Raw genomic sequence first — 24,108 nt, 5'->3', positions numbered from 1 at the left:
CTCCTGTGATTGTTCATCCTGGGACGGTATACTTGCGCGTCCCTTTCACGATCGGTAATGCATTCACTATGGCAGGAAATAAACCCACCAACAAATCGAACGAACCCCGCGATCGGCAGCTGGAAGGCGTGAAAATGCCGCCGCATTCCATAGAAGCGGAGCAGTCGGTGCTCGGTGGGTTGATGCTGGATAACCAGCGCTGGGACAACGTTTCTGAACGCGTCGTCGCCAGTGATTTCTTCAACCGCTCGCACCGTCTGATTTTCACGGAAATGCAGCGTTTGCTGGAAGCTGGCCAACCGATCGACCTGATTACGCTCTCTGAATCGCTGGAAACGCTGGGTGAATTAGAGATGGCCGGCGGCTTCGCCTATCTGGCCGAACTGGCAAAAAATACGCCAAGTGCCGCGAACATTGGTGCTTATGCCGATATCGTGCGTGAACGTGCGGTAGTGCGCGAAATGATTTCTGTGGCGAACCAAATCGCCGATGCCGGTTACGATCCGCAAGGACGGAGCAGTGAAGATCTGCTCGACTTTGCTGAATCGAATGTTTTCAAAATTGCTGAACAGCGCGCTAATAAAGATCAGGGCCCGCAGAATATCGAGCAGATTCTGGAAGCCACGGTATCGCGCATTGAGTCGCTGGTCTCAACGCCGCACGACGGCGTCACCGGCGTCGATACCGGCTATCAGGATTTGAACAAAAAAACCGCCGGTTTACAGGGCTCGGATCTGATCATCGTCGCGGCGCGTCCTTCGATGGGTAAAACCACCTTCGCCATGAATTTGTGCGAAAACGCCGCGATGTTGCAGGACAAGCCGGTGTTGATTTTCAGCCTGGAGATGCCCAGCGAGCAGCTGATGATGCGTATGCTGGCGTCGCTGTCGCGCGTGGATCAGACGCGCATTCGTACCGGTCAGCTGGAAGATGAAGATTGGGCGCGCATTTCCGCCACTATGGGGATTTTGCTTGAGAAGAAGAACATGTTTATCGATGACTCTTCTGGCCTGACGCCCACCGAAGTGCGCTCACGCGCGCGCCGCATCTTCCGTGAAAACGGCGGGTTGAGCCTGATCATGATCGACTACCTGCAGCTGATGCGCGTGCCTGCGCTGTCGGACAACCGTACGCTGGAGATCGCCGAGATCTCGCGCTCGCTCAAAGCGCTGGCGAAAGAGCTGAATGTGCCGGTGGTGGCGCTGTCGCAGCTGAACCGCTCACTGGAACAACGTGCGGATAAGCGTCCGGTGAACTCGGATCTGCGTGAATCAGGCTCGATCGAGCAGGATGCCGACTTGATCATGTTTATCTACCGTGACGAGGTGTATCACGAAAACAGCGATCTCAAAGGCATCGCCGAGATCATCCTGGGTAAGCAGCGTAACGGCCCGATCGGTACGGTACGCTTGACCTTTAATGGCCAGTGGTCGCGCTTTGATAACTATGCTGGCCCGCAATACGACGACGAATAACCCTTCCAAACCGGATGCATGCACGTTTTGTGCATGCATTTCACGTCATCAGAAAATAGTGTTGGACAACCCCGGCTTTAATCAGGTTATCTGTAGCAAAGCGCCCCTTATTACGCTGTGGAAACAGAATGACTCAGGTAGACGATCACGACCTTAAGATATTGACATTATTACAATCTAACGGACGCCTCACCAACCAGGAACTCAGTGATTTAGTCGGACTTTCGGCGTCGCAATGTTCACGCCGCCGCATCAATCTTGAGCAGGCCAATCTCATTCTCGGCTATCACGCACGCCTCTCGCCCGACGCGGTGGGCCTTGGCATGGTGGGATTGATTGAAGTGCGATTGAAAAACCATACGCCGGATTATGAAGAGAGTTTCCATCGCATGGTGGAAGAAGAAGCCGCGATTGTTGATGCGTTCAAAACCACCGGCGATGCCGATTATCTGCTGAAAGTGGCGGTAGCCGATCTGGCTTCACTGAGCGCGCTGATCAGCCAGTTAGTGGCTGGCCATCAAAGCGTGGCGCACGTGAAAACTTCCGTGGTATTGAGCCGTTTGAAAGAGAACGGTTTGATGATCATCCCGCAGCACAAAACGCGCCAAAAAAGTGCGTGACGTGCTAATCTGGTGCAATTATTGCCTTAATAATGCAAAAAACGCGCACCAGAAAACAGATTTGTGCATGGGTTGATGGTTTAAGTCGCAACTGATGCACAAAAACCTGCAATAAAGCGCCTTAGTTATCAATTGGATAATCACTGGCACCCATCGGCGGCGAGCATACGCCGCCGATGTGGTGCGTTTTTTGCATTTGAACCGCATCATTTGCAATGAGATTAACCCATGGATAACGTTGTTCAACCCACTAAAGTTCCCCATTCGCTGATTGAAGATGCGCTGGCGATAGTCCTCGGCACGCTAATGGTCTCTTTCGGCGTCATTATGCTGAAACAGGCGGGTGCACTCACCGGCAGTTCTGCCGGTATTGCCTTCTTAATCAGCTATTTGTCACCGCTCTCCTTCGGTAGCGCCTTCTTCCTGATCAACCTGCCATTTTACTGGCTGGCCGTGCGGCGCATGGGCTGGGAATTTACCCTGAAAACCTTCTGCGCGGTTGGCCTGGTGTCGCTGTTCACCCATCTGCATCCACTGTTTGTGCATTTTTCTGCGCTAAATCCGTTTTATGCGACACTGTTCGGTAACGTGGTGATGGGCATTGGGTTTATAGTGTTGTTCCGCCACAAAGCCAGCCTCGGCGGTATTAATATTTTGGCGCTCTGGCTGCAGGACCGCATCGGTCTGCGTGCCGGAAAACTGCAAATGGCGGTCGACACTTGCGTGGTATTAGCGTCGCTGTTTGTGGTGTCGTTACCGATGCTGTTTGCTTCAATCGCGGGCGCGGTGATCCTCAATCTCATCATCGCAATGAATCATCGTCCCGGCCGTTACATGGTTTGATGACGCATCTTTACCTCTTATTTATGACCAATCATGGAGATCTGCACCGTGTTTCAAAACGTTGATGCCTATGCCGGCGATCCGATTCTGTCGTTGATGGAAACCTTCAAACAAGATCCGCGCGATAACAAAGTAAACCTGAGCATTGGTCTCTATTACAACGAAGCGGGCATCATTCCTCAGCTGCAGGCGGTCGCCGCAGCAGAAGAGCGCCTGCAGGCGCAGCCGCATCAGGCGTCGCTGTATCTGCCGATGGAAGGTCTGAACGCTTACCGTAACGCCATTGCACCGCTGCTGTTCGGTAAACAACATCCGATGCTGCAAGCGGGCCGCATTGCGTCCATCCAGACGTTGGGCGGCTCAGGCGCGCTGAAAGTCGGTGCTGATTTCCTTAAGCGTTACTTCCCGGCGTCCAACGTGTGGGTGAGTGATCCGACGTGGGAAAACCACGTCGCGATCTTCAACGGTGCCGGTTTCGAGGTGAATACCTATCCGTGGTATGACGCGGAAACCAACGGCGTGAAGTTTGATGCGTTCATCGCCAAACTGAAAACCTTGCCGAAGCAATCCATCGTGCTGCTGCACCCGTGCTGCCATAACCCAACCGGCGCCGATCTCACCAACGCACAGTGGGATGAAACCACCGAAGTACTGAAAGCGCAGGAGCTGATTCCGTTCCTCGATATCGCTTATCAGGGCTTTGGCGCGGGCATGGAAGCGGATGCTTATGCGATTCGCGCGATTGCGGCCGCGGGTCTGCCTGCGCTGGTTAGCAACTCGTTCTCCAAGATTTTCTCGCTATACGGCGAGCGCGTTGGCGGCCTGTCTATTGTCTGCGATAGCGCGGAAGAGTCTGCTCGTGTGCTGGGCCAGCTGAAAGCCACCGTGCGCCGCAATTACTCCAGCCCGCCAAACTTCGGTGCGCAGGTGGTTTCCTGCGTACTGAACGACGAAGCGCTGCTCAACAATTGGCTGGCAGAAGTCGAAGCGATGCGTCTGCGCATCATCGACATGCGTCAGGCATTGGTTGAAGTATTGAGTACCAAACTGCCGGGACAAAACTTTGATTACCTGCTGAAACAGCGTGGCATGTTCAGCTATACCGGCTTGAGCGCGCAGCAGGTTGACCGTCTGCGTGATGAGTTCGGCGTGTATCTGATCGCCAGCGGCCGCATGTGCGTTGCCGGCCTGAACAGCCGTAACGTCAACCAGGTTGCTGAGGCGTTTGCTGCGGTGATGTAAGCCAGGATTCGATGATTAAAAAACCGTCGGCGCAGGCTGGCGGTTTTTTTTAACTTATTTGTTAAGGATAAACGAGACTGGTCTTGTTAGGGCTTAACTCCTTGAATGTAAAGATTCTCCAGCCAAAAAATGGCCGAGCGCGACAACTTAATCGCGAATCTTTATGTATAAGGAAGCATGCCCATGACCCTGACAACCCGTTCTTATTTACTCAAACCTATGGCTATTGCGCTTGCGTTAGCCTTCACCGTTCCAGCTTACAGTACCGAACTGACGCGTGATAACGGCGCACCCGTCGGCGATAACCAGAACTCACAAACCGCAGGCGAAAATGGCGCAGTGTTACTGCAAGATGTGCAGCTGATCCAAAAGCTGCAACGCTTTGACCGAGAACGCATTCCAGAGCGCGTGGTACATGCACGCGGTACCGGCGCGCACGGCGAGTTCCGCGCCAGCAAAGATATCAGCGACTTAACCATTGCCGAAGTCTTTAAACCAGGCAGCGTGACGCCGGTATTTGTGCGCTTCTCATCCGTGGTGCACAGCAAACATTCACCGGAAACGCTGCGCGATCCGCGCGGTTTTGCCACCAAGTTTTACACCAGCCAAGGCAACTGGGATTTAGTGGGTAACAACCTGCCGGTATTCTTCATCCGCGACGCGATTAAATTCCCGGACATGGTGCATGCCTTTAAGCCTGATCCACGCACCAATCTTGGCAACGACGCGCGCACCTTTGATTTCTTCTCTCACGTACCGGAAGCCACGCACGGCCTGACCATGCTGTTCTCCAACATGGGGACGCCAGCAAACTATCGCCAGATGGATGGCAACAGCGTGCACGCCTATAAGTTCGTTAACGCCAAAGGCGAAGTGCACTACGTGAAATTCCACTGGAAAACCCTGCAGGGCGAGAAAAATCTCGATCCGGGCGAAGTGGCGGCTATTCAGAGCGGCACCTTCAGCCACATGACCGAAGATTTAGTGGCATCGATCAACAACAAAGACTTCCCGAAATGGGATCTCTATATTCAAACCATTAAAGCCAGCGATCTGGATAAATTCGACTTCAACCCGCTGGACGCCACCAAAATCTGGCCGGGTATCGCAGAAGTGAAAGTCGGCCAGATGGAATTGAACCGCAACGTGGATAACTTCTTCCAGGAAACCGAGCAGGTGGCGATGGCGCCATCGAATCTGGTTCCGGGCATTGAGCCATCGGAAGATCGCTTGCTGCAAGGTCGTTTGTTCTCTTACGCCGATACCCAGATGCACCGTTTGGGCGCCAATGGCCTGACGTTGCCGGTCAACGCGCCGCGCGTGCCGGTGAGCAACGGTAATCAGGACGGCGCAATGAACAGCGGCAAGGCTGACGATCATGGCGTCAACTATCAGCCAAGCCGTGTCTATCCACGCGAAGAGCTGCAGAGCGCCCGATACAGCCACAGCCCGCTGAGCGGCACCACGCAGCAGGCGATGATTGCTAAAACGCAGAACTTTAAGCAGGCGGGCGATCTGTATCGTTCCTTCAATGACAAAGAGAAAACCGATCTGATCAATTCTCTGGGCGGCGCGCTGAAAGGTGTGGATGTGCAGAGCCGCGCCATTATGTTGTCGTACTTCTACAAGGCTGATAAAGAGTACGGCGAGCGTCTGGCTGCAATTACTAAAGACGATGTGGGCAGCATCAAAACCATGGCCGCTAAGCTGAGCGACTAACCTTCAGTCGGCAGAGTTCACGCTCTGCCGCTTTTTCCTCTCTTCAGGGTTTACCTTTCGCCGACATGCTGCACACTTAAACGGTGTAATTACTTTTAGGATTCTGGCATGTGGCATCAACAAACGCTTACGCTTGGCGCCAAAGCGCGCGGCTTTCATCTGATCACCGACGAGATTGTCGGCCAGCTTCATGGCTTATCCGATGTGCGCGTCGGCCAACTGCATCTGCTGCTGCAACATACATCGGCGTCGTTAACGCTCAATGAGAATTGCGATCCCACCGTGCGCAGCGATATGGAGCAGCATTTCTTACGCCATGTTCCAGAAAGTGCGCCTTATCAGCACGATTACGAAGGGGCTGACGACATGCCGGCACACATCAAATCGTCACTACTCGGCGTTTCGCTGCTGATTCCGGTCAACCGCGGTCGCCTGATGTTAGGTACGTGGCAGGGAATCTGGTTGGGTGAACATCGGGTGCAGGGCGGTGCGCGGCGTATCGTGGCGACCTTACAAGGGGAATAAAAGATGAATACTTCGGATTTACTGACGTACTGCATGAGCAAGCCGGGCGCGGAGCAAAGCTTTAAAGAGTGCTGGCAGGCGACGCAGATTAAAAGTGAAGGTGTGCTGTTTGCCATGCTTTATGAGGTAAAAGGGCGTCCGGCCTTGTCGCTGAAAGCTACGCCTGCGCTAGCGGAATTGTTACGTGAGGAGCACAACGATGTGTTTCCCAGCGAACATTTAAATAAGTCGCACTGGAGCACGCTGTGGCTGGATGGTTCGCTAAAAGATTCGCAGATTTATTATCTGGTGGATGCTTCCTGGCAACAGGCTGACGCCACGCGCGCGGCGGGCGTCAACCATGATGAACACTGAGGCAAATTAAGCCGCAGATTCCTCGCGCAGAGTATTGATATCAATCACGAAGCGGTATTTCACGTCGCTTTTCAGCATACGTTCGTAGGCTTCGTTGATTTGATTCATCGCGATCAGTTCGATATCTGAAGTGATACCGTGCTTGCCGCAGAAATCCAGCATTTCCTGGGTTTCCGCGATGCCGCCAATCAGTGAACCGGCGATGCTGCGACGTTTCAAGATCAGGTTAAAGACCTGCGGTGCCGGGTGATCGTGCTCCGGCGCGCCGACCAGCGTCATGTTGCCATCACGCTTCAGCAGGGCAATGAACGGGTTGAGATCGTGCTGCGCTGCAACGGTGTTCAGGATGAAGTCGAAGCTGTTGGTGTGTGCGGCCATTTGGTCGGCATCTTTCGAGATCACCACTTCATCAGCGCCCAGACGTTTACCATCTTCAATTTTTGACGGTGACGTGGTGAACAGCACCACATGTGCGCCCATCGCATGAGCTAGCTTCACGCCCATGTGACCAAGGCCGCCCAAACCGACGATACCGACTTTTTTACCCGGACCGACATTCCAGTGGCGCAGCGGTGAGTAAGTGGTGATACCGGCACACAGCAGTGGCGCAACGCCCGCCAGATCGAGATTTTCTGGTACGCGCAGCACGAAGCTTTCATCTACTACCATGCTGGTGGAGTAACCGCCGTAAGTGATTGCGCCGGTTTCACGGTCTTCGCCGTTATAGGTGCCAACGAAGCCATTTTCGCAATACTGCTCCAGCCCTTCCTGACAGCTTGGACAGCTGCGGCAGGAATCAACCATACAACCAACACCGACCAAATCGCCCACTTTGTAGTTGTGGGTGTGAGCGCCAACGGCCGTCACGCGACCGACAATCTCATGGCCAGGCACCACAGGAAAAATGGTGTTGCGCCATTCGTTGCGTGCGGTATGCAGGTCCGAGTGGCAGACGCCGCAGTACAACACTTCAATCTGCACATCATGAGCGCGCAGTTCGCGTGGCTTAAAATCGAACGGGGCGAGTTTTGCTTTCGCGTCCTGTGCGGCATAGGCATGCGTAATATTCATGGTGTCTCCAGTAGGATGTGTCGTGATTTCTATGCGGGATCCCGTTCAGCACACTGAAGGGATAAAGGGCGTAAGGGACGCCAAAAGGAACGTTGTAAGGATAGTCAGCAGGGGGGAATGCGTATATGCCTGAAGTTGTCTGATTCTTGCCTGTTCCTGCATTTCGTTGCGGAATCCGACAGAAAAAAACAGGCCCGCAATGGCGGGCCTGAGAGAAATTTACTTCTTCAACATTGGCTTAAGGAAACGCGCCGTGTGTGATTTTTCACACTCCGCCACCGTTTCTGGCGTGCCGGACACCAGAATTTCACCGCCGCCGCTGCCGCCTTCCGGGCCGAGATCGACAATCCAGTCTGCGGTTTTCACCACGTCGAGGTTGTGCTCAATCACCACGATGGTGTTGCCCTGATCGCGCAGCTGATGCAGCACTTCCAGTAACTGCTGAATATCCGCAAAGTGCAGGCCGGTGGTCGGCTCATCGAGGATATAGAGCGTCTGGCCTGTGCCGCGTTTTGACAGCTCACGCGCCAGCTTGACGCGCTGCGCTTCACCACCAGAAAGCGTGGTAGCTGACTGGCCCAGACGGATATACGACAGGCCGACATCGACCAGCGTTTGCAGCTTACGCGCCAGCGCCGGCACCGCATCAAAAAATTCGCGGGCTTCTTCGATGGTCATATCCAGCACTTCGTGGATGCTCTTGCCTTTGTATTTAATCTCCAGCGTTTCGCGGTTATAGCGCTTGCCTTTGCACTGGTCGCACGGCACGTAGATGTCGGGCAGAAAGTGCATCTCTACCTTGATCACGCCGTCACCCTGACAGGCTTCGCAGCGTCCGCCGCGCACGTTGAAGCTGAAGCGCCCCGGATTGTAGCCGCGTGAACGCGCTTCCGGCACGCCGGCGAACAGTTCACGCACCGGAGTGAAAATGCCGGTGTAGGTCGCGGGATTCGAACGCGGTGTGCGACCGATCGGGCTCTGATCGATATCGATCACTTTATCGAAATGTTCCAGACCGGCGATCTCACGATAAGGCGCGGCTTCGATGGTGGTCGCGCCGTTGAGCTGGCGCTGCGCAATCGGGAACAGCGTATCGTTGATCAGCGTCGATTTACCCGATCCGGACACGCCGGTGATGCAGGTAAATAAGCCGACCGGAATCGTCAGCGTGACATCTTTGAGGTTGTTACCGCGCGCACCGGTGAGTTTCAGCACTTTGGCTGGATCGCCTTTGACGCGCTCTTGGGGAATCGCAATCTCGCGTTTGCCGCTAAGGAACTGGCCGGTCAGGGAATTTTCATTCGCCATGATCGCGTGCACATCACCTTCGGCAACCACCTGACCACCGTGCACGCCCGCGCCTGGGCCGATATCGATCACATGGTCAGCGGCACGAATCGCATCCTCATCGTGCTCCACCACAATCACCGTGTTACCGAGATCGCGCAGGTGAATCAGCGTGCCAAGCAGGCGTTCGTTGTCGCGCTGGTGAAGGCCGATTGAGGGTTCATCCAGCACGTACATCACGCCGACCAAACCGGCACCAATCTGGCTGGCCAGACGGATACGCTGCGCTTCACCGCCGGAGAGCGTTTCCGCCGAGCGTGACATCGACAGGTAATTCAGGCCGACGTTCACCAGGAAGCTCAGGCGATCGCCAATCTCCTTCAGGATTTTTTCCGCAATCTGCGCACGCTGGCCGCTCAGCTTCATGTTGGCGAAGAAATCCATCGCATGACCGATGCTCATTTCTGAGATGGTCGGCAGGTTGGTGTCTTCAACAAAAACATGACGCGCTTCACGACGCAGACGCGTACCTTCACAGCTGGCGCAGGCACGGTTGCTGATAAATTTCGCCAGCTCTTCGCGCACCGCGTTGGATTCCGTCTCTTTATAACGGCGCTCCATGTTGTGCAGCACGCCTTCAAACGGATGGCGGCGCACTGAGGTGTCACCGCGATCGTTGATGTATTTGAATTCGATATTCTCTTTGCCGGAACCGTACAGAATCACTTCGCGCGCTTTGTCGCTTAGGCTGTTAAACGGAGCTTCGACATCGAATTGCAGATGCTCTGCCAGCGAGCGCAGCATCTGGAAGTAGTAGAAGTTACGGCGATCCCAGCCGCGGATGGCGCCTCCGGCCAGCGACAGCTCGGGGTTCTGCACCACTCGATCGGGATCGAAATATTGCTGCACGCCCAGGCCATCGCAGGTTGGGCAGGCGCCAGCCGGATTGTTGAACGAGAACAGGCGCGGTTCGAGTTCACGCATGCTGTAGCCACAGATTGGGCAGGCAAAGTTGGCCGAGAACAGCATCTCTTCGGCGCTGGTATCGTCCATATCGGCGACGATCGCCGTGCCACCGCTCAGTTCCAGCGTGGTCTCAAAGGATTCGGCCAGACGCGTTGCCAGGTCCTCGCGCACGCGGAAGCGGTCAATCACCACTTCGATGGTGTGCTTCTTCTGTAACTCCAGCTTCGGCGGATCCGACAGATCGCACACTTCGCCATCAATACGCGCACGGATATAGCCCTGCGCAGCGAGGTTTTCCAGCGTTTTGGTGTGTTCGCCTTTGCGATCTTTCACCACCGGTGCCAGCAGCATCAGACGACGGCCTTCTTCCTGCGACAGCACCTGATCGACCATCTGACTCACGGTTTGCGCTGCCAGAGGAACGTCATGATCCGGACAGCGCGGTTCACCCACGCGCGCGAACAGCAGGCGCAGGTAGTCGTGAATTTCGGTAATGGTGCCGACAGTGGAACGCGGGTTATGCGAAGTCGATTTCTGCTCAATGGAGATGGCGGGCGAAAGACCTTCAATATGGTCAACGTCCGGTTTCTCCATTAATGAAAGAAACTGGCGCGCATAGGCCGAAAGCGACTCGACATAGCGACGCTGGCCTTCCGCATACAGCGTATCAAACGCCAGCGAAGACTTACCGGAACCTGACAGACCGGTGACCACAATGAGCTTATCGCGAGGGATGATCAGGTTGATGTTCTTCAAATTATGGGTGCGAGCACCGCGGACTTCGATCTTATCCATTCACCTTTCCCGGATTGAACAACACTCGCCATGCATTGCCAGCACGACCAGCAGAAACGGTCCATTATGGCACAAAAAATAAACTGAATAAATATCCAGTGTTTTTGCTATTCTGTCCGCCGATAAATTTTGGAATCCCGCTCTAAAGTGGGCACACGCCAATGTGACGTGATACAATTTTTCGCTTAGACTTTTAGCATCAACTCATCGGGAGACAGCAACATGGCCAGTCGTGGCGTAAACAAAGTGATTCTAGTCGGGAATCTGGGTCAGGATCCGGAAGTGCGCTACATGCCAAATGGTGGCGCGGTAGCCAACATTACGCTGGCCACGTCAGAAAGCTGGCGCGATAAGACAACCGGTGAAAACAAAGAGATCACGGAATGGCACCGCGTTGTGCTGTTCGGCAAGCTGGCGGAAGTGGCTGGCGAATACCTGCGTAAAGGTTCTCAGGTTTACATCGAAGGTCAGCTGCGTACCCGCAAATGGACCGATCAAGCCGGCCAGGAAAAATACACCACTGAAGTGGTGGTTAACGTTGGCGGCACCATGCAGATGCTGGGCGGACGTCAGCAGGGCGCGAACGCAGGTGGCGCACCGGCGGGCGGCCAGGGCGGCGGCAATAACAACGGTTGGGGCCAGCCACAGCAGCCACAACAGCAGCCGCAGGGCGGTGGCAACCAGTTCAGCGGCGGTGCGCAGCAGCGTCCACAGCAGCAGAGCGCGCCTGCTAACAACGAACCGCCAATGGATTTTGACGACGATATTCCGTTCTGATAACTCGCCTGAGCTATCTCAGTCCGGACGTTGTCGAATCCAGAAATGCCATTCCGCGAGGAGTGGCATTTTTTTTCTCAAGCCAAACAAGGTGCAGCCTTAATGCGGTCGCCATTCCCGCAATAACGCTTCCGTCTCACGTACCAGCACCGGGTTGCCCGGCATAATCAAATCGGCCCACACTTCGTTGTGCTGATTAATTTGCTGTTGTGCGGAAACATAGGTGCGGTCGGCGGTGGTATGCGCATCGGCGGCGACGGTGATGTGATAGCCGAGGCTGGCGCCGACTTTGATGGTGGTATCGACACAGTAATCAGTCGCGCAGCCGCAAATAACGAAGCTTTTAATACCGCGTTGGTCGAGTTGAGCGGCGAGATCGGTTTGCCAGAAACTGTCGCAGGCGGTTTTATTGACAAAGATGGCGTTGGCCGGCTGCTGCAACTCGGGGACGATGGCCCAGCCTGCTGAATTGACCTCTAAACCTGGCCCAACGTGCTGGATGAAGATCACCTGATCGGCCGCAGCGGTTAACTGATTGATCCGCTCGCAGCGTCCGGCACGATCAAAACGCGGCGATGCCAGCACGCCGTTTTGCATATCCACTACCACAACTACACGATTAGCCATTTTGATCTCCTGTTAAGTTTTGACAGTGTCCGGTGAACTCGCAACGAGGTAAAGCAAATCCGCTTTGCATTTATCGCCACTGCCGCGCATGCTTATAAGCGATTTTTCCCGGAGGTGTGTCGTGAAGGTGGTTCCTGAAATCTTTCCTTGTGAGCAAGATCGTGCGCAGTTTCAGCATTTCGCTGAGCTGCCGGGCATCGAGCTGTATCAGGCGCACATCTCCCGCTACGCTTTTGAACCGCATACCCATGAAGCCTTTGGCATCGGCACTATCGAATCCGGCGCCCAGCGCTTTCGCTATCGCGGCGCCAATTACACCGCGCCGCAGCATTCGCTGGTGATGATGAATCCTGACGAGCTGCACACCGGTGAATCTGCCTGCGACGAAGGCTGGCGTTATCGCATGATCTATATCGATCCGCAGGAGATGGATCGTCTGACCGGCGATCGTCATTGGTGGTTCACCGACGCTCTGCGCACCGATGCGCGTCTGGCGCAGCCGTTTTCTCAATTGCTGGCGCAGATGTGGCAGGCGGAAACCCCGCTGGAGCGTGAAAGCATTTTGCTCGAACTGCTGGAGTTAATGCGTCCGCTGGCGCGTCAGGGACAGCAACGACCTGTCGAAGGTGCACATCGCTTCGATGCGGTAAGAGACTATTTACGTGAAAATCTCGCCGAACCGGTGCGCCTCGAAGAACTTGCTGCGCTGGCATCACTATCGCCGTGGCATTTCCTGCGCAGTTTTAAACAACACTTCCACGTCACGCCGCATCAAATGCTGATGGCTTTTCGTCTGTTCGCAGCAAAACAGCAGTTGGCACGCGGCGACAGTGCGGCAACCGTCGCGGCATCGGTTGGTCTTACCGATCAGGCTCATCTCACCCGCGCCTTCGCGCATCGCTACGGCATCACGCCGGGCCGCTATCAAAAACAAGTGTTCCCTTCACGCTAACCGCAATCTGCTACAAGCCTTTAGCCTCCACCTGCGTCACACTGCAGCGGAATGCATATAAAGGAAGAGTTTATGTTTGCTGGAATACTGTTTGCGCTGGCGGCGGGACTGATGTGGGGATTGATCTTTGTGGGCCCGCTGTTAATACCGGATTATCCCGGCACCTTGCAATCGGCCGGGCGCTACGTCGCCTTTGGTTTGGTGGTGTTGCCGCTTGCCTGGCTGGATCGCCGTCGTTTGCGTCAGCTGGCGCGCAAAGACTGGATTGAAGCGCTGAAACTGTCGCTGATTGGCAATTTGCTCTATTACGCGTTTCTCGCTAGCGCGATTCAACGCACAGGCGCGCCCATTTCTACCATGATTATCGGCACCTTGCCGGTGGTGATTACCGTGACGGCCAATCTCTGTTATGGCCATCTTGAAGGGCGCTTGCCGTGGCGTAAATTGACGCCAGCGTTGCTGATTATTGCTGTGGGCCTGGCTTGCGTGAATGCCGCCGAACTCCAGACGCAAGGCCCCGATTTTGATTGGACGCGCTATCTCACCGGTTTAGGGTTAGCGGTTCTGGCGGTGGCATGCTGGACATGGTATCCGCTGCGTAATGGTTTATGGTTACGCGCGCATCCCCAGCACAAGCCATCCAGCTGGGCGACGGCACAAGGTTTGGTGACGCTGCCGCTGGCAATAGTGTTCTATCTATTAGTCTGCGTGCAGCTTCACTGGCAGCAACCTGCATTTGCGCTGCCATTCGGGCCGCAACCGCAACGCTTTCTATTATTGATGTTAGGTATCGGGCTGATTTGCTCATGGTTGGGCACGCTCTGCTGGAATGCGGCCAGCCAACGGGTGCCGACGGTGATCATGGGGCCGCTGATTGTGTTCGAAACCTTAGCCGGATTGCTGTGGACATTCCTGTGGCGACAAAGCTGGCCGCCGCTGCTAACCGCGCTTGGCATTGGTTGTTTGATTATTGGCGTGATCTACGCGATGCGTATCAAACCCGAGCCGCGCATCACTGCGGTATAGGTCATCAAAATCAGCGCTGCTGAAAAATCTTTTGGCAGCGTACTACGCTGTATTTTAAGAATTTGACTAACCCTTTTCACTCGCCTCTTCGCCCATTCAGGCACTCACCTGGCCATCGATATAACATTTTGGCTAATTGCAGCCCTCTTTTTAGCGCTGATTTGTCATAAAAAGTCATACCGTTTCATCCGGCGCATGAGTGTTTAACCGTATTGAGGCTTCCTGAACCTTCACGAATCTCCGATCTTCCTGGCTATCGCAGGCCCTAAAGCGGAAAAAACCGACGCATTAACGCGCAAAAACATGCATCTAACCTACCGTTTATTGCCATTTGGCACTGAAGATTGGCACTTGAAAACCACTTTTTGCTTAAGGGAATCGAGAGATGTTAAGAAAGATTCCATTAACCTTTGGCAAAAAACCATTAAGCGTAGCGATGAATAGGGTGCAGGAATTTAACTTATTTCCCGCTTTTTGGCCGTTATTGTTTAGGGCAGGTAACCTTTGTTATCAGGATTATTCCTGGCAACAGAAGAGGGAGTTATGGTCTACGCGTTTCAAACGATTGACGAATCGATCTCAGAACAGATCCAGATGAAAACAGAGGTTGTGTGTGAGCGGTTACACGCGGTTGTTCATTAATGCTTAACAGAACTATCCGCATTCAGGACTGATGATTAATGTTGGTAAAGTAATAATCGAAGCGCCAATCTCACCGAAATGAGATTGGACTTCGTTAGAATGGCTTGAATAGAGAGACTTTTGCTGATGTGAATCTATTTTACCGCAAAAAAGGAAGCAATTCCGCGATGGTATTCATCAGGAAAAATTGGTGCGAATTGTTATGTTGTGAACGCCGTATTAAATGATCTTCATATCTTCTGGTAAGAACAAATCTCAGCATTAGGTCAAATAACATCGGCCTTAATGGTATTAGCGATTATCTGTACCTGCAGGATAATGATAAACGCTACGGCTAATATCCAGTAAACGGCAGCTACGACGGGTACCTATGTCGAATGTCGTTTGCAGAAAGTTAACCGCCTGACGCTTTTCATTGGTGGTGAAGAAGTTTTTCAATACGCTTTGCAGCATCTCTTTATCGGAACTCAGTGATTGCAGCTCACGCGTGAGGTTAAGTAGCTGATCTTCCAGCTCCTTGATTTTTCTACCTTCTTCGGAAGAGAGCCCAGAAAACTTCTTCTTCCAGCTATAGAAAGTGGCCTCGGAAATGCCAAGCTCCTCACAAATCTCCCTGACTTTCACTCCCGTTTCAGAAGCTTTAATGGCATTTGTGATTTGCTCTTCGCTATATCGTGACTTTCTCATAAATGCTATTACCTTTCTTATCAATTAGTGGATGAGAATTACTGTATTAATATCTGGCACTGCAAAAACACTATTAATGCAGTATTAAAGTGCGCGATTTGAATTGCGAGGGTTAAATTAAGATATTTAGAAGAAATATCATCATGGGATAAATCTTATTTTATTCCGAATGGCATTGAACGCCTTCCTGGCTTTAGGTTTTTGATATAAATTCTCTCCATCCCAAATGCAGAAAAATACTACATTCATTGGAAAATCGGCATAAACCACTTGCAGAAATGTCAGGGTATGCCAGTAAACTTTTGCTTAGAATTTAGGCTGAAATCGTTTACATCCACCGAGTTTCGCACCGGATATAATCGGAATTTTCCTGAATATAATTCCTAATTGCTGACGCGAGTCTCATTTTTCGGACCAGTTTGGTTTGAAGTTAATAAATTAAGTCAGGCCCACTGAGCGCTTGTTAATTCATTTCAAGGACGTTGTACCGAAAGTTGTTGTAGTTCGTAATACTAAGGATCAGTCAATGAAATTGAGCGTAATGTCGAATGCCGCCTGGATGATGTCTGAAAAGATCGTCTCCGTGTTCGGCGTCATATTTGTGACCTCCTACGTGGCAAAATCCTTTGGTCCAACCATCTTTGGCCAAATGGCGTTTTCTACCTCACTGTTTTCCATGGTGCAGACCGTGGCGATTTTCGGTACGGAAACCATTCTGTTTAAACGTATCAGTAAGAGTGCACCGAAAGGGCTACGCCTGATGACCGTAGCGCGCAACATGCGCATGGTTTTGCTGTTGATCACATCGCTGCCCGTCTTGATTTGGGTCTGGTACAACATGCAGGAAAACTTCCTCGCTTTTGCACTGGCCTCATTTATCTCTTCGGTTTTCGTGACGCAGGACACCTTCAGTGTCTACAACAATGCGCGCTTAGCGTCGCGGCTGAATACCATCGCCAACTCTGTCGGATTGCTGCTGGGCTTCAGCTTAAGTTTCGCCATTGCCTGGCTGCACCTCAATCCGCTATGGCTGACCGTTTCAATTGTCGCCGTCACGTTGGTGCCGTACGTCATTAAGCGTTTTAACTTTTATCGCGAAAATCAGGATGTGGCGCCGCCGCAGGATAAGCGCAACACCTATCTGCGCTATTTGCTGTACGCCGGATTGCCGCTGGCCATCTCCAGCATCTTTATCTCGGTGCAGGTGAAAGCGGCACAGATGTTCCTGGCAGGCATCGCCTCAGCGCGCGATCTTGGTTTGTTCGCCGCCGCCAATACCATTTCGGCCTCCTGGATTTTTATCCCGGTCGCCATCATCACTTCCTGCTTTTCGGAAATCTTCCGTGAGCGTGGAGAAACCGCCATCAAGCTGACAGCACGGCTTAATGGTTATGTCATGGGTGTTTCATTGTTGTTGTTAGCGGTGATCGCGATGTACGGCGAAAAAATCATCATCGCTTTATATGGTCACGAGTACACACAGTCAGGAAGTCTCATTACGTTGTTGTCGTTAGCAACCTGCTTTTCGGCGATGGGGACCGTAGCGTATCGCTACATGGTCAAAGAAGGCGGGTTTAATTATCTGTTGAAGAAAATCGTTTGCCTGATGGTCATCAGCTTGCCTCTGTCGTGGTGGCTGATCCAGAGCTACGGCATCATGGGTGCCGCATGGAGCGTTTTCATCTCAGAATTGCTGTCTCTTACCGTAATGAATTACTTCTTCAAAAACGGCGTCATCCAAAAAATCCAGGTTTCCTCACTCAACTACAAAACCTACAAATGAGGTCAGATATGCTCAAGTTGAAAGATGAACTCAGAAGAAGCGTTCAGTACTTCATCAAGAAGATGCCCTGGGCATACCAGGATCGTATCTACTATTTTCACAAGTTCCGCAAATTGCCTAATCTGCGCGAGCCGAAAGTGTTTAACGAGAAGGTGCTGTATCGCAAATTCATCCATGGCGATTATCAGATTTATGGTCGTCTGTCGGACAAATATTCGGTGCGTGAATATATCGCCGAGAAAGTGGGCAGCGAATACCTGATCCCGCTGGTTTACGAGACCAGCGATCCCAGCTCATTGCACACGCTGCCGAGCTGGAAAAATACCGTTATCAAGCCGAATCACGCCTCCAACATGGTGGAGATCCTGCTGGAAGAGCCGGATGCGTTGAAGAAGCAGCAGATTATCAACGATTGCCATCGCTGGCTGAAGACCGATTTCGCCAACGAAGCGCGCGAGATTCACTATCGCTACATCAAGCCACGCATTCTGGTGGAGCAGTACATTGGCGATGGTAAATCGGCACCGATTGACTACAAGTTCCATATGTTCAACAAGCGCGACGGCAGCTTTGAGTATGTGCTGCAGGTGATCTACAACCGCTGCAATCCGCTGTTGTCGATGAACTTCTACGTCAACAACCTCAACGAGGCGTATCACAAAATTCGTGATACCGGCCTGGATGTGACGCCGCAAATGGCCTCGTTGCAGCACGCGTTGGCGTTGAGTAAAAAGCTGGCGAGCGATTTCGATTATGTGCGCGTGGATTGGTACATCGATAACGAGCAGATCTACTTCGGCGAATTAACCTTCACGCCGGGCGCGGGTTTGGTGACCGGTCTGGATCGCGGGCTAAATCAAATGATGGGTGATATGTGGATTCAGGATCGTCGCGGTACGAAGATACCGGGCATCACGGTGGCGGAAGTGACCATTCCGGCCGTATTGAAGAAAATTTAGAATCACACAGCAAAATAAAAAACCCCGCTTCGGCGGGGTTTTTTATTGGCGGCGATTAAGGCATTGGCCAATCGGTTGGCGTCTGGCTCATCACTTCGATAAAGGCGTTTTTGGAGATTTCCATAAAGTTATGCAAATTCTCCATGCTCAGCGTGATACCGAGTAGGCCAGTAACAAACCAGCATGACATGCCAACGCCGATGCCACCGCACAGCAGCGCCATCACGTGGTGACTGTTCTGACGCAGTCGAATTTTCATGGTGCTGGCGAAAAACATCATTACCGCACTCAGGAGTTCCCAGCGCATTACAATCAAACTGGTGGTTAGGGTGGCCATCTGCAAAAACCTCTTAGAATCAGTGATATCCCCGACATTCAATCGACATCACTGGCGGCTGAGAAGGAAGGTCAGGGAAGTCCTTCTGGCCGTCTTACTGAATACGGGAAAGTGTGACTTGGCTCACATTATATCACTCGATTTTAAATTTTGAACAAAATTTATACCGGGTCAGGTAGAAAGATTTTTATCGAACTGAGGAAAAAAACAGGCAGGCAAAGCGAGGTGCGCCCGCAAGGGGCGCGCAGAGAGGGTTAGCTAACCGGGCAGCACTCGCCGGTGGTACGCTGGGCAAAACTAGTCATGTTGTTGTCTGCACAGTCAAAACTGAGCAAGCGCGGACGCTGAATCATCGCCTGGCGACGCATGGTATGACGATAAGCGGTTGGCGTTTGCGAGAACTGACGGCGGAACACGCGCGAGAACGTCTGCTGCGAATCGTAACCGTATTGCATCGCGATATCGAACACCGGACGCTGGGTTTGACGCAGCGCTTCAGCGGCCAGGGTCAGACGACGTTCGCGAATATAGCCACCCAGCGTTTGTTTCGTGACGGCACGGAACATACGCTGCAGATGCCATTTTGAGTAACCTGATTTTGCCGCGACTTCATCAATTGACAGCGCTTTATCCAGATTCTGATCGATCCAGTTGGACAGCGAATGAATGATTTCCTGTTGCATCATAGCCTCATCCTTCTGATGTTTTTTGCCTGGTAAGAAATTCGAAGTTTTGCTGGGGTGCGAGTATAATTCCTCAAGTTAACTTGAGGTAAAGGCCCTAAATGAAAAAAGAACGCAATTACCCGAAGCCGGTTTTGACGCCGGGTGAAGTGGCGAAGCGCAGCGGCGTAGCGGTGTCGGCGCTGCACTTCTATGAGACCAAAGGATTGATCTGTAGCTCGCGCAACGGCGGCAACCAACGTCGCTACAGCCGTGACGTGCTGCGTCGCGTTGCCATCATCAAAATTGCACAACGCATTGGCATTCCGCTGGCGACGGTGAGCGACAGCCTGACGCATGTGCCGGCTAATAAACGGATGTCGACGCAAGAGTGGGACGCGCTGACGCAGCACTGGCGCGAGGAGCTGGATAAACGCATCGAAACCCTCACACGCTTACGTAACGATCTTGATGGCTGCATTGGCTGCGGCTGTTTATCGATGCGCGATTGCCCGCTGCGCAATCCCGGTGACCGGCTGGGCGAGCAAGGTTCGGGCGCGGTGCTACTCGATCCGGAACAGGACGAGCAAAAACGCTGATCGACTATACTTGGCGGAACACTTTTACCGGCAAGGAAACCGTATGATCACCGTTCACCATCTGGAAAACTCCCGTTCGCATCGCGTGTTATGGCTACTGGAAGAGCTCGCGGTGCCTTACCAAATCAAACGCTATCAGCGTGAAAACAGCCTGCTGGCACCCGATTCCTTAAAGAAAGTGCATCCGCTGGGCAAATCCCCGGTGATCACCGACGGTAATCGCGTGATTGCCGAGTCAGGCGCGATTCTCGAATACCTGCAACTGAAGTACGACAGCGAGCATCAGCTGACGTTGAGTCATGAAGATGAGCAGATTCAGGCGCGTTACTGGCTGCATTACGCTGAAGGTTCGCTGATGCCATTACTGGTAATGAAACTGCTGTTTGCGCAGTTTGGCAAAAAGCCGGTGCCATGGCTGCTGCGCCCGGCCGGCATCGCCCTGAGCAAAGGGATTCAGAAAGCCTGGCTGAATAAACAGCTGGCTCTACATGGTCGGGTAATTGAAGAGCATCTCACGCAGCATGCGTTTTTTGCCGGTTCACGTTTTAGCATCGCCGATGTGCAGATGAGCTTCCCGCTTCTGGCGCTGCAACTGCGTGGTTCCCTGAGCGATACGCCCGCCACCGTCCGCTGGCTGGAAACCATGCAGCAGCGCGCGGCCTGGCAGCGGGCGATCCAGCAGGGCGGCGCGATTGAATTAAGCCGCTGAGTTCAGCCAGGCCGCCATAATTGGTGGCCCTGCGGGGTGAGTTGCCTGGATTTATCCTGTCATACCCGTGATTAAGAGTTGAAAACCCCAGGGCAAACGCCAGATAATCGTTTGCCTTTTCTCCGCGTCCCCCTTTACGGCCTGGAATACGCGGCGACGTAAACGTTTGCCTGGATTTTCATCATGAAAAACCGCCATCAGGGAACGGCAAACGTGCGCCGCGCGGCGACTCACATCACAAAAAAATTGAGGAAGAATTATGTCTGGCGAATCGCGCCCGGCCAGTGGAAAACTGGACGCCTGGTTCAATATCTCTGCACGCGGCAGCAGCGTGCGTCAGGAAGTATTGGCGGGTCTGACAACGTTTCTGGCGATGGTGTACTCCGTCATCGTGGTGCCCGGCATGCTGGGCAAAGCGGGCTTCTCGCCAACGGCGGTGTTCGTCGCTACCTGTCTGGTCGCCAGTTTTGGATCGATCATCATGGGTTTGTGGGCCAATCTGCCGATGGCGATTGGTTGCGCCATCTCGCTGACCGCCTTCACCGCGTTCAGCCTGGTGCTCGGCCAGCACATTAGCGTGCCGGTGGCGCTTGGTGCGGTGTTCCTGATGGGCTTGCTGTTCACGCTGATTTCGGTTACCGGCATCCGCGCATGGATTCTGCGCAACTTACCAATGGGCGTGGCGCATGGCACCGGCGTAGGTATCGGCTTGTTCCTGTTGCTGATCGCCGCTGACGGCATTGGTTTAGTGGTGAAAAATCCGGCTCCGGGCTTGCCGGTGGCGTTGGGTCAATTCGCTTCGTTCCCGGTGATCATGTCGCTGGTGGGACTGGCGGCGATTTTTGGTCTGGAAAAACGCCGTGTGCCGGGCGGCATTCTGCTGACCATCATCGCCATCTCGATTCTCGGCCTGATTTTCGATCCGGCGGTGACCTATCAAGGTCTGTTTGCCATGCCGAGCCTGAAGGATGCTAACGGGCAATCAGCGATGTTTAGCCTCGATATCATGGGTGCGCTGCAACCGGTGGTGTTGCCAAGCGTGCTGGCGCTGGTGATGACCGCCGTCTTTGATGCCACCGGTACCATCCGCGCGGTCGCGGGGCAGGCCAATCTGCTGGATAAAGAGGGGCAGATCATCAACGGCGGTCGTGCGTTAACCACCGATTCCGTCAGCAGCCTGTTTGCCGGCTTGGTCGGCGCTTCGCCAGCTGCGGTCTATATCGAATCGGCGGCGGGCACGGCGGCGGGTGGTAAAACCGGTCTGACGGCGATTGTGGTGGGTTTGCTGTTTCTGGTGATCCTGTTTATGTCGCCGCTGGCCTATCTGGTTCCGGCTTACGCGACCGCGCCGGCGCTGATGTACGTTGGCTTGCTGATGCTGAGTAACGTGGCAAAAATCGACTTCAACGATTTCGTTGATGCGATGTCCGGCTTGCTGACCGCCGTGTTCATCGTGCTGACCTGCAACATCGTCACCGGCATCATGCTCGGCTTCGCTTCACTGGTGATTGGACGCCTGTTTGCCGGTGAGTGGCGCAAGCTGAACGTGGGCACCGTGGTGATTGCTGTCGCGCTGGTCGCGTTCTATGCCGGTGGCTGGGCCATCTGACCTGAAAGTTGAATAATTCCAGGATTATTCGCTTTCTGCATCACGCCGCACATCGGGTTGCTCCGCTGTGCGGCGTTTTGTTTTACACTTTCCCACGCAACAACATCGCTTTAATGAAATTGATTCGCCTAAGGAAAGCATGGAAATCTTCTTTACTATTCTCATCATGACGCTGGTGGTTTCACTCTCCAGCGTGGCGGCACGTATTCTGCCGTTTCAAATTCCCCTGCCGCTGGTGCAAATTGCCGCCGGTGCACTGCTCGCATTTCCCGTCTTCGGCCTGCATGTCGATTTTGATCCGGAACTGTTCCTCGTGCTGTTCATTCCGCCGCTGCTGTTTGCGGATGGCTGGAAAACGCCGATAAACGAGTTCCTGCATCACGGTCGCGAAATCATGGGGCTGGCGCTGGTTCTGGTGCTGATCACGGTGGTCGGGATTGGCTACCTGATCTACTGGCTGGTGCCAGGGATTCCGCTGATTCCCGCCTTCGCGCTGGCGGCGGTGCTTTCGCCAACCGATGCCGTGGCGCTATCCGGCATTGTCGGTGAAGGACGCATCCCGAAAAAAATTATGTCGATTGTGCAGGGCGAAGCCCTGATGAACGACGCGTCGGGCCTGGTATCGCTGAAGTTTGCCGTCGCGGTGGCGATGGGCACCATGGTGTTTACGTGGGGCGGCGCCAGCGTTGAGTTTCTCAAAGTGGCGGTCGGCGGTTTGGTCGCTGGTGTGGCGATATGCTGGCTGTATGGCCGCTCGCTGCGTCTGCTGAGCCGCTGGAGCGGGGATGACCCGGCAACACAAACCGTGCTGCTGCTGCTGTTACCGTTCGCCTCGTACCTGATTGCGGAACACCTTGGCGTGTCGGGCATTCTCGCCGCCGTCGCCGCCGGTATGACCATTACGCGTTCCGGCATTATCCGCCAGGCACCGCTGGCGATGCGTCTGCGCGCGAACAGCGTGTGGCAGATGCTGGAGTTCGTGTTCAACGGCATGGTGTTCCTGATGCTCGGCCTGCAGCTGCCCGACATCCTTTCCACCTCGATTGCGCAGGCGCAAGCCGATCCTAACGTGGAACTGTGGATGCTGTTTACCGACGTTCTGTTGGTGTACGCCGCGCTGATGGTGGTGCGTTTCGGTTGGTTGTGGATCATGAAGCGCACCAGCATGCGTCTGCTGAAGAAGAAGCCGCTGGAGTTTACCAATTACTCGCTGCGTGAATTGCTGATTGCCTCTTTTGCCGGCGTGCGCGGTGCCATTACCTTGGCCGGTGTGCTGTCGATTCCGCTGTTCCTGAGCAATGGCGATCCGTTCCCGGCGCGCTATGAGTTGGTGTTCATCGCTACCGGCGTGATTCTTGTGTCGCTGCTGGTTGGCGTGGTGCTGCTGCCGATTCTGCTGCGCGATGTAGAAAGCATCGATAAGGTCGGCCATCGTCGTGAGATTCAGTTTGCGCGTGCCGCGATGGCGGGTGTGGCGATTGAGAGCCTGCATAAAATGGAGCAGCGTCTTGAGAGCGACACCGAAGAGAACATCGATCCTGAGCTGCTGAAAGAGGTCAGCCTGCGCGTGATTGGTAATCTGCGTCGTCGCGCGGAGGGGAAAAACGATATCGAGCAGGCGCAATTTGCCGAAAATCTCGAGCGTCGTTTCCGCCTCAATGCGCTGCGTGCCGAACGTGCCGAGGTCTATCATCTGCGCGCCACGCAGGAGATCTCCAACGAGACAATGCAGAAACTGCTGCACGATCTTGATCTGCTGGAAGCGCTGCTGATTGAGAAAGAGGAATAGAGGCAAGCCATATTGTTCATCGGTAGCGGCGCAATTCATTGCACAATAAATTG

The 24,108-nt window shown here is 53.7% G+C and carries 22 protein-coding genes; 16 read left to right on the top strand and 6 right to left on the bottom strand.

What is annotated here, in order from left to right:
* Positions 1–68: 68 nt before the first annotated feature.
* From dnaB to K5Y33_RS16540, 7 genes are all read left to right on the top strand, one after another.
* Entirely contained in the window at positions 69–1,475 is a 1,407-nt protein-coding gene (gene dnaB, locus K5Y33_RS16570) for a replicative DNA helicase (protein WP_101763062.1), read from the top strand.
* A gap of 128 nt (positions 1,476–1,603) precedes the next feature.
* Complete coding sequence (locus K5Y33_RS16565) at positions 1,604–2,095, top strand: Lrp/AsnC family transcriptional regulator (RefSeq protein WP_097095220.1); 492 nt, start codon at positions 1,604–1,606, stop codon at positions 2,093–2,095.
* Between the two features lie 228 nt (positions 2,096–2,323).
* A complete protein-coding gene (locus K5Y33_RS16560) occupies positions 2,324–2,938 on the top strand; it encodes a YitT family protein (RefSeq protein ID WP_008109953.1) in 615 nt (204 codons plus the stop codon).
* Between the two features lie 48 nt (positions 2,939–2,986).
* Complete coding sequence (locus K5Y33_RS16555) at positions 2,987–4,180, top strand: amino acid aminotransferase (RefSeq protein WP_101763128.1); 1,194 nt, start codon at positions 2,987–2,989, stop codon at positions 4,178–4,180.
* Positions 4,181–4,399: 219 nt separating this feature from the next.
* Positions 4,400–5,899: a catalase gene (locus tag K5Y33_RS16550; RefSeq protein WP_222234619.1), complete on the top strand. Its 1,500-nt coding sequence runs from the start codon at positions 4,400–4,402 to the stop codon at positions 5,897–5,899.
* 108 nt (positions 5,900–6,007) lie between these two features.
* A complete protein-coding gene (locus K5Y33_RS16545) occupies positions 6,008–6,424 on the top strand; it encodes a secondary thiamine-phosphate synthase enzyme YjbQ (protein WP_061718371.1) in 417 nt (138 codons plus the stop codon).
* Between the two features lie 3 nt (positions 6,425–6,427).
* Complete coding sequence (locus tag K5Y33_RS16540) at positions 6,428–6,778, top strand: MmcQ/YjbR family DNA-binding protein (RefSeq protein WP_101763060.1); 351 nt, start codon at positions 6,428–6,430, stop codon at positions 6,776–6,778.
* 6 nt (positions 6,779–6,784) lie between these two features.
* On the opposite strand, the gene K5Y33_RS16535 is transcribed toward K5Y33_RS16540, so the two are convergent.
* Together K5Y33_RS16535 and uvrA are read right to left on the bottom strand one after the other, a co-directional pair.
* Positions 6,785–7,849, bottom strand: a complete 1,065-nt coding sequence (locus K5Y33_RS16535) for an NAD(P)-dependent alcohol dehydrogenase (RefSeq protein WP_110868156.1) — start codon at positions 7,847–7,849, stop codon at positions 6,785–6,787.
* Positions 7,850–8,068: 219 nt separating this feature from the next.
* Entirely contained in the window at positions 8,069–10,897 is a 2,829-nt protein-coding gene (uvrA, locus tag K5Y33_RS16530) for an excinuclease ABC subunit UvrA (RefSeq protein WP_101763058.1), read from the bottom strand.
* 222 nt (positions 10,898–11,119) lie between these two features.
* On the opposite strand from uvrA, the gene ssb1 reads away from it, so the two are divergent.
* Positions 11,120–11,674, top strand: a complete 555-nt coding sequence (gene ssb1, locus K5Y33_RS16525; protein WP_061718369.1) for a single-stranded DNA-binding protein SSB1 — start codon at positions 11,120–11,122, stop codon at positions 11,672–11,674.
* 99 nt (positions 11,675–11,773) lie between these two features.
* Here ssb1 and K5Y33_RS16520 read toward each other — a convergent pair whose 3' ends face one another.
* Complete coding sequence (locus K5Y33_RS16520) at positions 11,774–12,301, bottom strand: isochorismatase family protein (RefSeq protein ID WP_192235999.1); 528 nt, start codon at positions 12,299–12,301, stop codon at positions 11,774–11,776.
* A gap of 121 nt (positions 12,302–12,422) precedes the next feature.
* On the opposite strand from K5Y33_RS16520, the gene K5Y33_RS16515 reads away from it, so the two are divergent.
* Together K5Y33_RS16515 and K5Y33_RS16510 are read left to right on the top strand one after the other, a co-directional pair.
* A complete protein-coding gene (locus K5Y33_RS16515; protein WP_222234566.1) occupies positions 12,423–13,253 on the top strand; it encodes an AraC family transcriptional regulator in 831 nt (276 codons plus the stop codon).
* A 72-nt stretch (positions 13,254–13,325) separates the two neighbouring features.
* Positions 13,326–14,279, top strand: a complete 954-nt coding sequence (locus K5Y33_RS16510) for a DMT family transporter (protein WP_222234564.1) — start codon at positions 13,326–13,328, stop codon at positions 14,277–14,279.
* Positions 14,280–15,212: 933 nt separating this feature from the next.
* Here the strand turns inward: K5Y33_RS16510 and K5Y33_RS16505 are convergent.
* Positions 15,213–15,608, bottom strand: a complete 396-nt coding sequence (locus K5Y33_RS16505; RefSeq protein ID WP_008109970.1) for an IS3 family transposase — start codon at positions 15,606–15,608, stop codon at positions 15,213–15,215.
* Positions 15,609–16,134: 526 nt separating this feature from the next.
* On the opposite strand from K5Y33_RS16505, the gene K5Y33_RS16500 reads away from it, so the two are divergent.
* Both K5Y33_RS16500 and K5Y33_RS16495 read left to right on the top strand, forming a co-directional pair.
* Positions 16,135–17,391: a polysaccharide biosynthesis C-terminal domain-containing protein gene (locus K5Y33_RS16500; protein ID WP_222234563.1), complete on the top strand. Its 1,257-nt coding sequence runs from the start codon at positions 16,135–16,137 to the stop codon at positions 17,389–17,391.
* Positions 17,392–17,399: 8 nt separating this feature from the next.
* Positions 17,400–18,350, top strand: coding sequence for an ATP-grasp fold amidoligase family protein (locus tag K5Y33_RS16495; protein WP_101763051.1), 951 nt, complete (start codon positions 17,400–17,402; stop codon positions 18,348–18,350).
* A gap of 55 nt (positions 18,351–18,405) precedes the next feature.
* On the opposite strand, the gene K5Y33_RS16490 is transcribed toward K5Y33_RS16495, so the two are convergent.
* Both K5Y33_RS16490 and soxS read right to left on the bottom strand, forming a co-directional pair.
* Positions 18,406–18,687: a YjcB family protein gene (locus K5Y33_RS16490; protein ID WP_008109973.1), complete on the bottom strand. Its 282-nt coding sequence runs from the start codon at positions 18,685–18,687 to the stop codon at positions 18,406–18,408.
* A 254-nt stretch (positions 18,688–18,941) separates the two neighbouring features.
* Positions 18,942–19,373: a superoxide response transcriptional regulator SoxS gene (soxS, locus tag K5Y33_RS16485; protein WP_036649992.1), complete on the bottom strand. Its 432-nt coding sequence runs from the start codon at positions 19,371–19,373 to the stop codon at positions 18,942–18,944.
* Positions 19,374–19,471: 98 nt separating this feature from the next.
* On the opposite strand from soxS, the gene soxR reads away from it, so the two are divergent.
* From soxR to K5Y33_RS16465, 4 genes are all read left to right on the top strand, one after another.
* Positions 19,472–19,948 carry a redox-sensitive transcriptional activator SoxR gene (soxR, locus tag K5Y33_RS16480; protein WP_101763050.1) on the top strand — a complete coding sequence of 159 codons (477 nt, stop codon included), beginning with the start codon at positions 19,472–19,474 and terminating at the stop codon, positions 19,946–19,948.
* A gap of 43 nt (positions 19,949–19,991) precedes the next feature.
* On the top strand, positions 19,992–20,657 hold the full coding sequence (locus K5Y33_RS16475; protein ID WP_222234561.1) for a glutathione S-transferase family protein: 666 nt from the start codon (positions 19,992–19,994) through the stop codon (positions 20,655–20,657).
* A 259-nt stretch (positions 20,658–20,916) separates the two neighbouring features.
* Entirely contained in the window at positions 20,917–22,266 is a 1,350-nt protein-coding gene (locus K5Y33_RS16470) for an NCS2 family permease (RefSeq protein WP_101763048.1), read from the top strand.
* 139 nt (positions 22,267–22,405) lie between these two features.
* Positions 22,406–24,055, top strand: a complete 1,650-nt coding sequence (locus K5Y33_RS16465; RefSeq protein WP_101763047.1) for a Na+/H+ antiporter — start codon at positions 22,406–22,408, stop codon at positions 24,053–24,055.
* Positions 24,056–24,108: the final 53 nt, after the last annotated feature.

It is taken from the genome of Pantoea sp. DY-17 (assembly GCF_019795975.1).
In the GTDB taxonomy this organism is placed as follows: domain Bacteria; phylum Pseudomonadota; class Gammaproteobacteria; order Enterobacterales; family Enterobacteriaceae; genus Pantoea; species Pantoea leporis.
Note: the sequence above shows the minus strand (reverse complement) of the source record. Positions and strands in the feature narration are given on the sequence as shown.